Source organism: Leucobacter sp. USCH14 (assembly GCF_037619215.1).
GTDB lineage: Bacteria > Actinomycetota > Actinomycetes > Actinomycetales > Microbacteriaceae > Leucobacter.
In genome coordinates, this window is sequence record NZ_JAQPZP010000002.1 from 82,500 (window position 1) to 97,541 (window position 15,042).

Below are 15,042 nucleotides of genomic sequence, written 5' to 3' on the forward strand. Positions count from 1 at the left end.
CATGCCATACCGCGCCGAACACCCGAATCGAGCCCCCTCCTCGGATGCGCTCCGCGCACGCATCCCCGGCTGGGGCGCCGACCTCGATGCCGCGCAACGCCCCTCGTGGCCGATGGAGACCACCGCACCCGAACGGACCGGAGCGCACTGGGACTTCCCGGAGCGGCAGCACGACCACGGGCGCCGGGAGCGATCGATCGAGCACGAGACACTGCCTCCCGTATTCGGCACCGCTCAGCCGTTGCACGGAGTCTCGGGAGTCATTCGGCGCACCGCCTACCGGCGCTTCGGCGAGGGGAAGAACGTTCGCTGGCTCCTGCTGGTGCTGGGGGATCGCGTCGAGGCCGTCGGGGCGCACCTCCGATCGCTCGCGACCCTCCGACCCGACAATCCCATCACGCAGACGGGCGTGCTGAGCGAGGTGCGGCGGCATCCCGTCCGCTCGCGACGCGGTCACGGGCGGGTCGACCTTCGGCACGCGTGGCTCGACCCGCTCATCGTGGCGGGCCCCTGGCTGCTCGGAGTCGGAGTCGTCGTCTCGCTGCTCACGCGGGGTCGGCGGCATGGGTGAGTCGTCCATGGCCCCGCCGCGCGATGGCGTGCGCCTCGTGACCGACGACATCGCGATGATGACGCGGGCCAATACCAACTGCTACCTCGTGAACGCCGCCGCGGGCCCGGTACTGATCGATGCGGGATTGCCCGGCAGCCGCCGCCTGCTCGATGAGGCGCTGACGATGTTCGGGCGCCGGGCGGGCGACATCGCCGCTGTACTCCTCACGCACGCGCACTTCGACCACGTGGGCCTCTGCCGCAGCCTGCACGACGAGCACGCCGTGCCGGTCTACGTGCATGAGTCGGATGCGGCCTTGCTGCGGCACCCCTACCGCTACGCGCACGAGTCCGTTCGGCTCAAGTACCCGCTGCGCTACCCCGCAGCCCTTCCCGGGCTCATTCGGATGGTGGCCGCCGGCGCCCTCGGCGTGCGCGGCATCGAACCGCACTATGACCTGCTCGCCGCTGATGAGGGTTCGCATCCGTGCACGCCCGTGTTCAGCCCGGGGCACACGTACGGGCACTGCGCTCTCCGATACGCGAGTTCCCGAGGCGGCGCTCCCGTCGAAGTGCTCTTCACCGGAGACGCACTCGTCACCTACGATCCCTACACCGGCAAGCGCGGCCCCCGCACGGTCGCTCGGGCCGCGACCGCCGATGCGGACCTCGGTTTCCGATCGCTGGATGCACTGGCCCGCACGCGGGCGCAGGTGCTCCTCCCGGGGCACGGGGCAGCCTACGAGCACGGGGCGGTACGCGCGGTGACGGAGGCGCGACGCGTCGGCGTGGATTGAAGCGCGGGTCGGCGGGAGGGCGCGGCAGCGCAACGAACCCTGAATCTGGCGGTGAATCGTTCCGCACGCAACAATTGTTGCGTACACTGACCCGGTGAACCGAGAAGTGCAGACCCGCGGCAACGACACTCGACGCGTGCTCATCGAGGCGACGATCGCGGTGATCGCGGAGCGAGGGATCGCAGGTGTCACCACGCGCAGGGTCGCGCAGCAGGCAGGAGTGCCGTTGGGGAGCCTGCACTACTGGTTCGCGAGCAAAGAGGCGCTGCTCGACGCCGTCGCAGAGCACGTGCAGCAGGCCACAGCCGCAGAACTCGACGCCCCCGAACCGAAGCCGCACCTCGATCAGCAGCTCGGCTGGTTGTTCGACCAGGCCATGGCGATGCCGCTCGAAGACCATCTCGCGATGTTCGAGATCCTCGCGCACTCGATGCGTCGCGGAAATACGCGGCTCGCCGACGAGAATCACGAGCAGGTCATGGCACGTGCCGTGCGGCTTCTCGAGCCCTGGCGGATCGGCGCTGATGCGCAGTTGCCGGGAGGCTTCTCGGCGCTCGTGACGCTCGTGCACATGACGATCATCGGCAGCTGGTTCGGGCATTTCAGCACCGATGCCGCGCGACTCGGCGAAGGCATCCGGCTGCTCGGCGCGCTGCTTCGCGACGTGCCGCGCGAGCCTCCCGCCCGGGTCGGGCCCGCGGAGGTCACGGCAGCAGGATGATGCGGTCGTCCCCCTCGCGGGGCGCCCCTCGACCATCGGTGTTGTTCGTCACGGCCCACAGCTCCCCCGCCGGGGAGACGACGACATCGCGGACCCGCCCGAACGCTCCCGCGTCGCGCACTTCGGCCGACGAGAGTGCATCGAGCGGCACCTCGCGAATCGACTCGCCCCGCAGGTTCGCGATCCAGACGCGGTCGTCGTGCACCGCGATCCCGCTGGGGCTCGCCTCGGCCGGCGCCCACTGCTGCACGGGATCCACGAACTCCGCCTCTTCCGCAGCACCCTCGGCCTCGGGCCAGCCGTAATTCGCCCCGGGCTCGATGACGTTGAGTTCGTCCCACGTGTTCTGCCCGAACTCCGAGGCCAGCATCGTGCCGTCCGGGGTCCATGCGATGCCCTGCGGGTTGCGATGCCCGAGACTCCAGACGGGCGATCCCGGGAACGGATTGTCGTCTGGAACGGAACCGTCGGGCTCCAAGCGCAGGATCTTGCCGGCGAGCGATTCGGGATCCTGCGCCGCCCCGGGCTCTCCGGCATCGCCGGTCGTCGCGTACAGCTTCCCGTCGGGGCCGAAGGCCAGCCGCCCGCCGTTGTGGTTGCCCGCCGCGGGAATCCCGTCGAGCACGATTTCAGGATCGCCGAGCTCGACTCCCTCGCCGTGAAGCAGTGCGAAGCGCAGAATGCGGTTGCCGTCGCCGAACGTGGCGTAGGCGTACAGCGCATCGTCGGCCGCTGCGAGGCCGAGCAGGCCGCCTTCCCCGCCCTCGCGCAGCCCGTCGAGCGTCGCGAGCTCCGTCGTCCCCCCGTCGGCGGCGACCGCGAGGATTCTGCCGCTGTCGCGCTCGCTCACGATCGGCGTCGAGCTGATGAAGGTCACCGCCCAGGGCGCCTCGAGGCCCGACGAGATCGTCTGCTGCGCCGACGGCCGCTTCTCGGGTTCGGCACCCGTGGGTGGGCCGGAAACATCGGCGCATCCAGCGAGCAGCGCACCGCCGAGCAGCACGCCGACGAGGCACCCGGCGGTGCGCGAGAGCCGAGTGCGCATCGTCGCTCCGACCGCTTCCCTACGCTGCAGCGTTGCGGATCTGCCCGGCCAGCTTCTGCGCGGCCTTCGTGTTCTTCGCTCCATCGAGCAGCGCGGTGGGGCGCCCCGGCATGTTCGCCATGTAGATCACCACGTGCGAGCCGTGCGCCGAGGGAGTGATCTCGATGCCGGTCGCGATCTCCCAGCTGAGCAGCGTCTTCTTCGTGATGACCGCGAGCGCCAGCTGATCGTCGCTCACTCCCGCCAGCGTGTGCCCGAGTTCGGAGACCAACTGCTGCACCGCGGCGCTCACCTGCGCCGGATCCCCGGTCACGTCCACCTCGGCGCGGGCGGACGAGTCCACGAAATCGAAGGACGGTGCGAGCGCAGCCCCGTACTTGTCGACGAACTTGGAGTTGAGGATCTTGTCGAAGACGGCCATGCGATCAGCCTACGTTCTGTGCTGCGGGCGCACCAGACGTGCGCACTGCGCCTCCGCACCGGGCCACCGCACGCCAGGCGGCCGCCAGTCCTGACGTCACGCGACTATGCGGTCTCTGGATCCGGAATCTCGTCCGGCTTGTAGTTCGGCAGCCGCGACGCCGGCAGAGCGGCCACCGCACTGATGCCGGCGAGGATCAGGAAGCCGAGCTTCAGCGTGCGCAGGCGCTGGTCCTCGTTCACCGCGACTGCGGCGTCGATCTGCTCGGGAGTGGCCGTCGTCGACTCCAGCACCTGGCGCAGCTCGTCGTTGCCGACGAAGTCGACGGAGTCGAGATCCACCTGCTCGACCAGTTCCGCGGGCAGCTCCGGGTGATCCTCGACCGCGTTCGCGACGCCCGTCGTGAGCAGGGTCACCAGCACCGCACCCATGATCGCCGTGCCCACCGCGGACGCCAGATTCTGCGTCGTGCCGCGCACCGACCCGACATCGCCGGCGAGCTCCTTCGGAACAGCGGTGACGAGCACGTTGAACACGAGCGTGACGAGCGCGCCCTGCCCGATCCCGAAGACGATCAGCCCGGCGATCGTCGGAATGGTCTCCCAGTTGTTCGTGACGACGAACGCCAGCCACACGAGCGCGATCGTGGTGAGCGCGAAGGAGAACAGCGCGATGGCGCGCGGCGTGAAACGCGAGTAGAACCGCACGATGAGCGTCGCCGTGACGAACACCGTCAGGTTGAACGGCATCATCGCCAGCGAGGTGTCGAATGGAGTGCGCCCTTGGACGACCTGGATGTAGGTCGGCAGCGTGAAGTTCACGGCCGCCTCCATGAGCACGATGATGAACATCGCGTAGATCGCCGCGCGCTCCTGCGGCCGGTCGAGCACGCTGAGGTCGACGAGCGGCGTCTTCCCGACCCGCATGCGGCGCCTCGTCCAGATGAAGAAGAGCTGCCCGAACACCACGCCGAGCACCACGAGCACGGGCGCCGGCGAGAGCCCGAGAATCGAGAACGGCGCGGCATCGCGCGCCGTCACGACGCCCCAGCCGTTGAGATTGTTGAACCCGAGCGTCAGCATGACGATCGCGGCGCCGATCAGCACCGACGCCACGAGGTCGATGCGCACCGCGCGGTTGCCCCGGTCGGATCGCAGACCGAAGCTCAACGCGAAGACGGCGACCGCAAGGCCCAGGGTGATGAGGAACACCGGGCGCCACCCGACCAGCGTGCCGAGCGTGCCGCCAATCAGGAACGCGCTGACGCCTGAGAACGCCCGCGCGGAACCCAGCGAGCCGACCGCCGTGGCCTGCTGATCGCCGCGGTAGTTCTCGGCGATGAGCGCGACGAGCGACGGCACGATGATCGCTGCCGAGGCGCCCGCGAGCACCTGGCCGCCGATCGCCCACTCGATGGATGGCGAGAAGATCATGAGCAGCGATGACCCGGCGAACGCGACGACGACGATGCGGAATATCAGCACCCAGCCGACGCGCTGACCCAGCTTCGCCCCCGTCATCACGAGGGCGGCGACGGCGAGCCCGTACACGACGATCGTGGTGCTCGCCGTGGTCGGCGGCACGCCGAAATCCTCGACGAACCCGCCGAGCGAGATCGGGAGGGCCGCGACGTTGAACGACATCAGCACCTGGGCGAGGAAGAGCCCGATCATCGGGGTCCAGGATCGGCGATCGTCCGTCGGCGTGACGTCGATCCGCTTCTGCGCGTTGCTCATGCTGTGCTCTCCCTGCTCGTGACCCCGCTGGCGAAGAGATTGAGTCCGAGTGCGCGCGAGAGGAACGCGCACGCGCGCTGCCCGCGCACGCTGTTGCCGGCAGGATCGAGCGGAGGCGAGAACGCCCCGAGAGCCCCCTTGCCCGGCGAGATCGCGACGATCCCGCCCGAGACTCCCGACTTCGCGGGGAGCCCGATCTCGAACAGCCACTCGCCGGAGCGCTCGTACATGCCGCACGATGCGAGCACGGTCAGCGTGTCCCTCGCGACCTCCTCCGCCACGACGCGCTCGCCCGTCACCGGATTCACGCCCCCGTCCGCGAGCGTGGCCCCCATCACCGCGAGGTCGTGCGCGGTGACGAGGAGCGCGCATTGGCGCGTGTACATCTCCACGATGGTTCCGGGATCCTCATCGAGGCGCCCGTACCCCTCGAGCAGCCGCGCGATCGCCCGGTTCCTCGTGTTCGTGCGCATCTCCGACTCGTACACCTCGGTGTCCACCGCGAGCTCCCGGCCGGCGAAGCGCGAGAGTCCGTGGAGGATCGCATCCCACCGCGCGGAGTGCGACGGCGCCGGCATCATCGCCGTCGTCGCGATCGCCCCCGCGTTGACCATCGGGTTCATCGGGCTGCCGAGGTTCAGTTCGAGCGCCATCACCGAGTTGAACGGCAGCCCGGTGTTGTTCACGCCGACACGCTCGTGGACCGCGTGATGACCGATCTCCTCGCAGACGAGGGCGAAGACGAACGCCTTCGAGATCGACTGGATGGTGAACGCATCGGCCGCGTCGCCCACCTCCTCAGCTGCGCCGTCGACTCCGATGAGGGAGAGGCCGAAGCGATCGGGATCCGCTCGCTCGAGCACCGGAATGTAGTCGGCGACGACGCCGTCTCGAAGTGGGGCGTACCGCGCGTGGGCCTCACGCAGGAGCTCGGCCACGCGCCCACGCCCCGGAAGCGAGCCGGTGGATGCGCGCTGGGGCACCCCCTCCATGTCGACTTCGAACATCTCGAACTCCTCCGGTCGAGCCCCCTGCCCCCAGTAAACTCCCGGGGTCCGATCATCGCAAGCACGACCTGGTTCCCGGTCGGGAGGTGCGGCGGATGCCTCAGCCCCCGAGCGAGTGAACGGTGAACGCGACGGCGAAGCCCAGGGCCGTGGTGAGCCCTGTCAGCAGGTGGTCGTTCTCGAAGGCCTCCGGGATCATCGAGTCGGAGAGCATGGCCAGGATCGCTCCTGCGGCGAGCGCCGTGATGAACGCGATCAGCTCGGCCGGTGCGCCGTCGAGCAGCAGGAATCCCGCCGCCGCCGACACGCCCGACAGCACCGCGATGACGCTCCACACTCCGAAGACGTATGCGGCGCTGCGCCCCGCTCGCTTCATGCCGGCACTGCTCGAGAGGCCCTCGGGCACGTTCGAGATGAAGACGGCGACGAGCATCGCCGGGCTCACCGCGCCCGACGTCACGAGCCCCAGCCCGAGCACGAGCGACTCGGGAACGCCGTCGAGCAGGGCGCCCACCGCGATCGCGGTGCCGCTGCCCGGCTGCTCCGATTCGCTCTTCTGACGGTCGCCCGAGCGCTTCCGGTGCCGCGCCCCCTTTCGGGCGAGAACGGCGTTCGCAGCTACGAAGATGACGGCCCCGGCGAGGAAGCCGGCGACGGTCGGAATCAATCCGCCGCCCTCGGCAGCCTCGTCGACCAGTTCGAACGCCAGGGCAGAGATGAGCACGCCGGCGCCGAACGCCATGATCGTGGACACCGCTTTCGGAGGGATCCGCCACTTCCAGGCGACGAACGCTCCGAGGATCAGCGCGGCTCCGCCCACGAACCCCCACCACAGGGCCTGCAGCCACATCGGAATCATCGGCACCCCCGTTCGTCCGTTCGGTCTCGGGGCCACGCTACTCCTCGACGCGCGCACCCGTCGGGGTATTGCGCTCCCGGCGCCCCGCTCCGGCGCCGCGTCGCGCAGTGGATTCGGCATCACGCGGTCGCCTACGGCAAAGGTCTCCTGCATGAGCGCGGATCCACTGCGCGAACAGGACTGCGGGGGCGCTGCGCGGCATCGCCCGAAAACGCGAAAGCGCCCGATCCCCGAAGGAACCGAGCGCTTCTCTCGTGCGCGAGGGGGGACTTGAACCCCCACGCCCTTGCGGGCACTGGCACCTGAAGCCAGCGCGTCTGCCATTCCGCCACTCGCGCGAGTCGTTTCCTGAGCGCTTCCACTCAGACAACTCCCCTAGCTTAGCAGCCGAAGCCCGACTCACCAAAGCGGGCTAAACTAAACCAAACCGCCTTGGGCGCCGTCCGAGGCAGACGAAGGGACGACACGGCACGTGGGCATTCTGGACAGCGTCGAGCGGGGGCTCGAGCGAGCCGTCAACGGCGCGTTCGCGCGCACGTTCCGCTCCGGAGTGCAACCGGTGGAGATCGCCTCGGCGCTCAAGCGCGAGCTCGACATCGGCGCCGTCGTGGTCGACCGCGATCGCGTGCTCGCTCCCAACCGCTTCGTCGTCCGCGTCTCCGAGAAGGACGCCGATCGGCTCTACCAGCTCGGCAGCACGCTCGGCCAAGAGCTGCGCGGCGTCATCACGAAGCACGCGAAGCGTCAGAGCTACCAACTGCTGGGCGAGCCAGACGTCGAGATCCGCAGCGACGGCTCGATCACCGTCGGCGTACTGCAGGTCGACGCGTCGCGCGTCGAGGGCGCCGTCGACTGGGTCGCCGCCATTGATGTCGACGGCACGCGGCACGAGTTGAGCCGTGGAACGACCACGGTCGGCCGGGGCAGCGACTGCGGCATTCGCATCAGCGATAACGCGGCGTCGCGCAAGCACCTCGAACTGATCTGGGACGGAGCGGCCGGCATCGCCCGCGACCTCGGCTCGACGAACGGGTCCAAGATCAACGGGCAGCGCTTCCGCGAGGCCGCTCTCTCCCCCGGAACCGTCATCACCATCGGTCAGACGAGCCTCCAGTTCCAGCTCGTCCCGGGCCGCGAATCGGCCCGCCGGACGGCGCCTCCCGCGGCGACGCGGGTGCAGTCGACCAGACGCGAGGCGCCGTCGCAACGCTCCGCCTCCCCCGCAGATCTCCCGAGCGCCCCGCCCAGCGCCGGCCCCGCTCCCCGCAATGCAGACTCACCCGACCGAGGCGCCGAGCGCGGTGCCCCACGTACGACGAACCCGAGCCCCGCACGCGATGCGGCCCCGGGCATCGACGAAGACTTCTGGAGAGGCCTGTGAGCGAACTCACCCTCCTGATCCTGCGCATCGGCTTCCTGCTGGTGCTGTGGATCTTCATATTCGCCATCGTCTACGCCCTGCGCAGCGACCTCTTCGGAGCTCCGGTGCGTCGTATGAAGGGCGATGGATCCGCGTCGGCTCCGTCGGTGCAGACGGTGTCGCCCGCGGCATCCCAACGATCCTCCGCTCCGGCCGCACCGCAGGTGTCGACGGGACCGCCCGCGATCACGCCCAGCGGCGGAGCTCTGCCGTCCGCCGGCGGGCTCGGCGCCCCCAAGCACCTCGTCATCACCTCCGGAGTCGCCTCGGGCACCTCGATCGTGCTCGACGACGACCTCGTCACCATCGGCCGCAGCAGCGATTCCACCCTCGTCATCGTCGACGAGTACACGTCCACCTATCACGCGCGTCTCGCGCGCACCGGCGACGAGTGGATCCTCACCGACCTCGACTCCACGAACGGCACCCGCCTCGATGGTGCTCGCGTGACCAAGTCGGTGCCCGTTCCCCCGTTCACGCCCGTCACCATCGGCACGACCACCTTCGAGCTGAGGCCCTGAGCGTGACGGTCGCGTATGAGAGCGCCATCGGCTCCCACGTGGGCATGGTGCGGTCGAACAACCAGGATTCCGCCTTCGCCGGCGATCACATCTACCTGGTCGCCGACGGCATGGGCGGCCACGCGGGCGGCGATGTCGCCTCCGCGATCGCGGCGAAGACGCTGTCCGAGCTCGATGTGCCGCCGACGGGCAGCCCCGAGGCGATGACCAATGTGCTGCGCACGGCGATCCTCGACACCAATACGAAGCTGCGCTCCACCGTGCGCGACCGTCCCGAGCTCGCGGGCATGGGTACGACCTTCACGGGGATCATTCCGGTGGAGGATCAGTTGGCCATCGGCCACATCGGCGATTCCCGCCTGTATCTGCTGCGCGACGACGCGCTGCAGCAGATCACCAAGGATCACACCTTCGTGCAGCGTCTCGTCGACAGCGGCAAGATCACCGAGGAGGAGGCGAAGACCCACCCGCGCCGCTCAGTGCTGATGCGCGTGCTCGGCGATGTCGATTCCTCGCCGCAGGTCGATACCCAGGTGGTCGACACGCAGCCGGGCGACGTGTGGCTGCTCTGCTCCGACGGCCTCTGCGGGTACGTCGACGACAGCGACATCGAGAAGATCCTGCGGCGGCGCTCATCGCTGCAGGGCGGCGTGGACGCGCTCATCGACAAGAGCCTGTCGCACGGCGCCCCCGACAACGTCACGGTCGTGCTCGTCGAGACCGTGGCCGCCCCCGCCGTCGACCCGGGCGATACCCTCGAGCTCAAGCAGGAGGGCCGGCGCTTCGCCGGCTCGGCCGCCACGACCGAGGCCGCGATGGACGGCACGACATCGACGGCCCGCAACCGCCTCCTCAGCCGCAAGCGCGCGGTGCGCAAGGCGCCGGTCGTCGAGGAGAGCCACTTCGAGTCTCGGGTGGACGAGTACCTCGCCGAGCTCATCGCGGAGACGAAGCGCCGCAACCGCCGCAGGCGGCTGCTGTGGGCGTTCGGCGCGATCGCCGTGCTGGTCGCCATCGGCGGTGCCCTGCTCGTCGGGTACCAGTGGACTCAGACGCGGTACTTCGTCGGCACGGACGATCGAACGGTGATCATCTACCAGGGCGTGCAGCAGAACATCGGGGCGCTCTCGCTCTACTCGGTCGCCGAGGATACGGAGATTCCGCTCGAAGACCTCGATGGTCTCGAGCAGCGCCAGGTCAAACGGACGCTGACGGCCGGTTCTCTCGAGGAGGCGCGCGACATCGTGCTGCGATTGGGGGACACCGATGAGTGACGCTCAATCCGGCGGCAAGGACGCCCGCACGTTCGAGAAGACCCGTACCAGCGAGACCGTGCTGCAGCGCATCACGGCACTCCGCGCCCCCCGCAAGCTGCAGGCGCTCGAGCTGTCGCTGCTCGTCTTCGCGATCGCCATCGGCGTCGGCGCGATCGTCATCATCGACCTCACCGTCGGTGGGGCCCCGTCGACGAAGCTCCTGCCGATGGGCATCGCGTTCGTCGTCGCCCTCCTCGGTCTGCACCTCACCATCCGCCGCATCGCTCCCGATGCCGATCCCCTGATCATGCCGATCGCGGCGATGCTCAACGTCGTGGGCGTTGCGATGATCCACCGGATCTCGTTCGACGAGCCGGAAGCCGATCCCGTCCGGCAACTGCTGTGGTCGACCGTCGCGATCGTCGCTGCGATCGTGGTGCTCTGGGTGATCCGCAATCACATGGTGCTCTTCCGGTACACGTACCTCACCGGACTCGGGGCGGTCGTGCTCCTGCTGCTGCCGATGCTCCCCGGCATCGGCCAGACGCTGAACGGCGCGAGGGTCTGGATCAACATCGGCGGCTTCTCCTTCCAGCCGGGCGAGATCGCCAAGATCCTGCTCGCCGTCTTCTTCGCCGGGTACCTGGTGCGCAGCCGCGATTCGCTCGCGATGGCGGGCAAGAAGATTCTCGGCATCCGCTTCCCGCGCGCGCGCGACCTCGGCCCGCTGATCGTCTTCTGGCTCGCCGCGATGTCCGTGCTCGTCTTCCAGCGCGACCTCGGCACCTCGCTGCTCTACTTCGGTCTCTTCCTCTCGATGCTGTATCTCGCGACGGGCAGGATCGGCTGGATCATTCTCGGTCTCGGCCTCTTCCTCGCGGGCGGCCTGCTCGCGAGCCAGACGTTGAGCTACGTCGGCAACCGCTTCGCGAACTGGCTCGACCCGTTCGCGGATCCCAACGGCGCGAGTTACCAGATGGTGCAGGGCCTGTTCGGAATGGCGAACGGCGGCATGACCGGCACCGGGCTGGGCCAGGGCTATCCCGCGGTGACCCCGCTCTCGTTCAGCGACTACATCATTCCGAGCCTCGGTGAAGAGCTCGGCCTGATCGGGCTCTTCGTGATCCTCGCCGCATATCTGCTGCTCGTCTCCCGCGGGCTGCGCATCGGATTCGCCGGGCACGACGACTTCGGCAAGCTGCTCTCCGCGGGCCTGGCGTTCACCATCGCGTTCCAGGTCTTCATCGTCGTCGGCGGCGTCACCCGGGTGATCCCGCTCACGGGCCTCACCGCGCCCTTCCTCGCGGCGGGCGGATCTTCGCTCGTCTCGAACTGGATCATCATCGCCCTCCTGATCCTCCTCTCGAACTCGGTTCGCAACCGACCGAAACTGGTGATTCGCGCATGAACAAGCCCCTCAAGCTCATCACCCGCGCCGTCTTCGGCATGTTCATCGTGCTCTTCTTCTCCGTGACGATGGTCCAGTTCGTCCAGGCCGACGACCTGCGCGCCAACGCGCTGAACTCGCGCGCGCTCATGAACAGCTACAAGGTCGAACGCGGCGCGATCCTCGTCGATGGCGACCCCGTCGCCTACTCCACGCCCACGGACGACGACTTCCAGTACGTGCGCCAGTACGCGGACGGACCGATGTACGCACCCCTGACCGGCTACTTCTCGCGCACTCAGGGCATGACCGGCCTCGAGGCCGCGATGAACCAGGACCTCTCGGGAAGCGGCAACGCGCAGTTCTTCACGCGCATCATGAACACGCTCAACGGCGTCGAGCCGCAGGGCAGCTCGATCGAGACCACGATCGACCCGGCCGCCCAGGAGGCCGCGTACACGGCGATGACGGAGAACGGATTCGAGGGCGCCGTCGTCGCGCTGGAGCCGAAGACCGGCAAGGTCCTCGCGCTCACCTCGACGCCCGGCTTCGACCCGAACGCGCTCTCGAGCAACAACGACGCCGACATCATCACCAACTACCGTCAGCTCAACGACGACCCGTCGCAGCCGTTGCAGAACCGCGCCATCGCCGGCGACCTGTACCACCCGGGATCGGTGTACAAGCTGATCTCGGCCGCTGCGGCGATCGAAGCGGGCGTGGCCACTCCGTCGACGGAGTTCGACAACCCGGCGCAGTGGACCCTGCCCCAGTCGAGCTCGGTGCTGCAGAACGCGTCTCGCAGCACGTGCGGTTCAGGCGACAAGGCGACGCTCGATCAGGCGCTCGTACTTTCCTGCAACATTCCGATCGCGGAGATGACCACGAAGATGGACGACAACGCGGTGCCCGACATGGCCGCGAAGTTCGGATTCGAACAGGAGATCGCCATTCCGACTCCGGTGACGCCGAGCCAGTCGCCGGTTCCCGAGAGCAAGGCGCAGGTCGCGCTCTCGTCGATCGGTCAGCAGGACGTGCGCGCCACGCCGCTGCAGATCGCGATGGTCTCCGCCGGCATCGCGAACGGCGGCACCGTGATGAAGCCGTACCTCGTCGACAAGGTCATCACGCCCGATCTGACCGTCGAGAAGGAGTACGCTCCGGAGCAGTTCAGCCAGCCCATCTCGAAGGAGACCGCCGACGCGGTCGCGGGCATGATGGAACACGGCGTGAACAAGCCCGAGGGACTCGCGCAGAACGCCGCCATTGACGGCGTGCGGGTCGCCGGGAAGACGGGCACGGCGGAGAACGGCACGGACGAGGATGGGAATGACCTTCCCTTTACGCTGTGGTTCACTGGTTTCGCACCGGTGGAGGACCCGGAGGTCGCGGTAGCCGTTGTGATCGCCGACGGCGGCGGCGCGAACTTCGGAAATGAGGGGGGCTCGTTCGAGCTTCCCACGGCTGTTGGAAAACGAGTAATGGAAGCGGTGTTGAGCGAATGAGGCCAGCGGCAGGGATCACATTCGGCGGACGCTACGAGCTCAGCTCGAGGATCGCCGTCGGTGGCATGGGTGAGGTCTGGAAGGCGACCGACAGCATTATCGGCCGCACCGTCGCCATCAAGATCCTCAAAGACGAGTACATGGGGGATCCGGGCTTCCTCGAGCGCTTCCGCGCCGAGGCCCGCCACGCCGCCCTCGTGAACCACGAGGGCATCGCCAACGTGTTCGACTACGGTGAGGAGCAGGGCTCCGCGTACATCGTCATGGAGCTCGTGCCCGGTGAACCGCTCTCCGCGATCATCGATCGAGAGGGACGCCTTCCCGCGAACCGGGTGCTCGGCATCGTCGCGCAGACGGCGACCTCGTTGCAGGCCGCTCACGACGCGGGCCTCGTGCACCGCGACATCAAGCCCGGCAACCTCCTCATCACCCCGGAAGGGCGCGTGAAGATCACCGACTTCGGGATCGCGAGGATCGCCGACCAGGTGCCGCTCACCGCGACCGGTCAGGTGATGGGCACCGTGCAGTACCTCGCACCGGAGCAGGCGAGCGGGCACACCGCCACCGCCGCGACGGACATCTACTCCCTCGGAGTCGTCGCGTACGAGTGCCTCGCCGGCAAGCGTCCGTTCACCGGCGAGTCGCAGGTCGCCATCGCGATGGCGCAGATCAACGACACTCCGCCTGACCTTCCGAGCGACATCCCCGAGCCCGTGCGCAACCTCGTGCTCGCGTGCCTCGCGAAGGACGCGGCCGGTCGACCGATGACCGCTGCCAAGCTTGCGCAAGCGGCGACGGCGCTCCACCGCGGCGACGTGCAGCTCGCCGCGAGCTACGTCCCCCAGGTGCTCGGCGACAGCCAGCCCGCGACGATGGCGCTGCCGCAGACGTCGGTGTCCGACGCCGCCACGACCGCCCTTCCGCAGACCACCGCCCTCGCCGGTGCGACCGCGCTCGAGGCGAACGGCGACGACGACGAGACGGTCGCCGAGGAGGAGCCGAAGAAGAAGAAGCGCAGCCCGTGGACCTGGCCGCTCATCACCTTGCTGGTGCTGCTCCTGCTGATCGGCGGCGGCACGGCCATCGCCCTGCTGAACAACAACGGCGACGCCGACCAGCCTCCGACCACCTCGACGCCGACGCGCACGACGACGCCGACGGAGACGACGCCGCCGGAGCCGACCACGGGCGTGGTCGACGGCGACGAAGTCGTCGGGCGCAACGTCGATGAAGCGGTCGGGTACCTGCAGAGCCTCGGCTTCACCAACGTCACCACTGCTCCGGGAAACCAGGCACCCGATGACCAGGTGAACCTCGTGACGTCCGTCAACCCGACGGGGAGCAGCGTGCCCCTCGATGAGCCGATCACGCTGACGTACAACGTCGCCTACGGCGAGGCCCCTGCGCCTGGAGCACCGACCGGCCCGAGCTCGGTCAAGTCGGGCGCGTCGTTCACGGTCTCGCTGCCCACCTACGTGTGCCCCACGGGCATGCAGGTGTCGAACTACGACGTCACCGTCTCGGGCGACGGCAGCCTCGCGAGCATCTCCGGAACGACGGCCAACCTCGTCGCCGAGGAGCCCGACGCGGGAGGCACGATCACCGTGAACTACACCGTCTCCTGCCAGGGCAACGGGACCGAGCGCGTCTCGCCCGCTTCGCCCGATCTCTCGGTAGCCGTCGAGGCACCCGAGGAAGCGCCGAGCGCGGGTTCGGGCGGCGGCTCGGGCGGATCCAATTCGGGTTCGAACGGAGCGAACGGCCCGAACGGCGGCGCGAACTCGGGTGCGAACGGCGACGACGGATAACAGCTCG

Annotated in this window: 14 protein-coding genes and 1 tRNA gene; 9 read left to right on the forward strand and 6 right to left on the reverse strand. The window is 68.7% G+C overall.

Translation table 11 applies throughout. The annotated features are described in order from the left end of the window. Position 1: 1 nt before the first annotated feature. The 3 genes from PQI23_RS02670 to PQI23_RS02680 all read left to right on the forward strand — a co-directional run bounded on the left by PQI23_RS02670 (position 2) and on the right by PQI23_RS02680 (position 2,070). Positions 2–571: a hypothetical protein gene (locus PQI23_RS02670; RefSeq protein WP_339971300.1), complete on the forward strand. Its 570-nt coding sequence runs from the start codon at positions 2–4 to the stop codon at positions 569–571. A 7-nt stretch (positions 572–578) separates the two neighbouring features. Continuing rightward, a complete protein-coding gene (locus tag PQI23_RS02675; RefSeq protein WP_339971302.1) occupies positions 579–1,349 on the forward strand; it encodes an MBL fold metallo-hydrolase in 771 nt (256 codons plus the stop codon). A 94-nt stretch (positions 1,350–1,443) separates the two neighbouring features. Continuing rightward, positions 1,444–2,070, forward strand: coding sequence for a TetR/AcrR family transcriptional regulator (locus tag PQI23_RS02680; RefSeq protein WP_339971304.1), 627 nt, complete (start codon positions 1,444–1,446; stop codon positions 2,068–2,070). Here PQI23_RS02680 and PQI23_RS02685 read toward each other — a convergent pair. From PQI23_RS02685 to PQI23_RS02710, 6 genes are all read right to left on the reverse strand, one after another. After that, the gene (locus tag PQI23_RS02685; RefSeq protein WP_339971306.1) at positions 2,054–3,115 is read right to left on the reverse strand and encodes a PQQ-dependent sugar dehydrogenase; all 1,062 of its coding nucleotides are present in this window, start codon (positions 3,113–3,115) and stop codon (positions 2,054–2,056) included. The genes PQI23_RS02680 and PQI23_RS02685 overlap by 17 nt on opposite strands. Before the next feature lie 19 nt (positions 3,116–3,134). Continuing rightward, a complete protein-coding gene (locus PQI23_RS02690; protein ID WP_339971308.1) occupies positions 3,135–3,536 on the reverse strand; it encodes a hypothetical protein in 402 nt (133 codons plus the stop codon). A 104-nt stretch (positions 3,537–3,640) separates the two neighbouring features. Beyond that, positions 3,641–5,272 (reverse strand): MFS transporter, encoded by a 1,632-nt coding sequence (locus PQI23_RS02695; protein ID WP_339971310.1) that lies wholly within the window; start codon positions 5,270–5,272, stop codon positions 3,641–3,643. Beyond that, complete coding sequence (glsA, locus tag PQI23_RS02700; RefSeq protein WP_339971312.1) at positions 5,269–6,279, reverse strand: glutaminase A; 1,011 nt, start codon at positions 6,277–6,279, stop codon at positions 5,269–5,271. Before glsA ends, PQI23_RS02695 begins: the two co-directional genes overlap by 4 nt. A 100-nt stretch (positions 6,280–6,379) precedes the next feature. Beyond that, positions 6,380–7,174 (reverse strand): ZIP family metal transporter, encoded by a 795-nt coding sequence (locus PQI23_RS02705; protein WP_339971314.1) that lies wholly within the window; start codon positions 7,172–7,174, stop codon positions 6,380–6,382. Positions 7,175–7,393: 219 nt separating this feature from the next. Beyond that, a tRNA-Leu gene (locus PQI23_RS02710) sits at positions 7,394–7,476 on the reverse strand. Positions 7,477–7,610: 134 nt separating this feature from the next. On the opposite strand from PQI23_RS02710, the gene PQI23_RS02715 reads away from it, so the two are divergent. From PQI23_RS02715 to PQI23_RS02740, 6 genes are read left to right on the forward strand one after another with little or no spacing between them, the layout of a single operon-like run. Beyond that, positions 7,611–8,519, forward strand: a complete 909-nt coding sequence (locus PQI23_RS02715) for an FhaA domain-containing protein (protein WP_339971316.1) — start codon at positions 7,611–7,613, stop codon at positions 8,517–8,519. Next, positions 8,516–9,079, forward strand: coding sequence for an FHA domain-containing protein FhaB/FipA (locus PQI23_RS02720; protein ID WP_339971318.1), 564 nt, complete (start codon positions 8,516–8,518; stop codon positions 9,077–9,079). The genes PQI23_RS02715 and PQI23_RS02720 overlap by 4 nt, the downstream gene beginning before the upstream one ends. Before the next feature lie 2 nt (positions 9,080–9,081). Then, positions 9,082–10,353: a Stp1/IreP family PP2C-type Ser/Thr phosphatase gene (locus PQI23_RS02725; protein WP_339971320.1), complete on the forward strand. Its 1,272-nt coding sequence runs from the start codon at positions 9,082–9,084 to the stop codon at positions 10,351–10,353. Beyond that, positions 10,346–11,743, forward strand: a complete 1,398-nt coding sequence (locus PQI23_RS02730; protein ID WP_339971322.1) for an FtsW/RodA/SpoVE family cell cycle protein — start codon at positions 10,346–10,348, stop codon at positions 11,741–11,743. The genes PQI23_RS02725 and PQI23_RS02730 overlap by 8 nt, the downstream gene beginning before the upstream one ends. Then, positions 11,740–13,227 (forward strand): peptidoglycan D,D-transpeptidase FtsI family protein, encoded by a 1,488-nt coding sequence (locus PQI23_RS02735; RefSeq protein ID WP_339971324.1) that lies wholly within the window; start codon positions 11,740–11,742, stop codon positions 13,225–13,227. The genes PQI23_RS02730 and PQI23_RS02735 overlap by 4 nt, the downstream gene beginning before the upstream one ends. After that, entirely contained in the window at positions 13,224–15,035 is a 1,812-nt protein-coding gene (locus tag PQI23_RS02740; RefSeq protein ID WP_339971326.1) for a serine/threonine-protein kinase, read from the forward strand. The genes PQI23_RS02735 and PQI23_RS02740 overlap by 4 nt, the downstream gene beginning before the upstream one ends. The last annotated feature ends 7 nt before the right edge of the window (positions 15,036–15,042 follow it).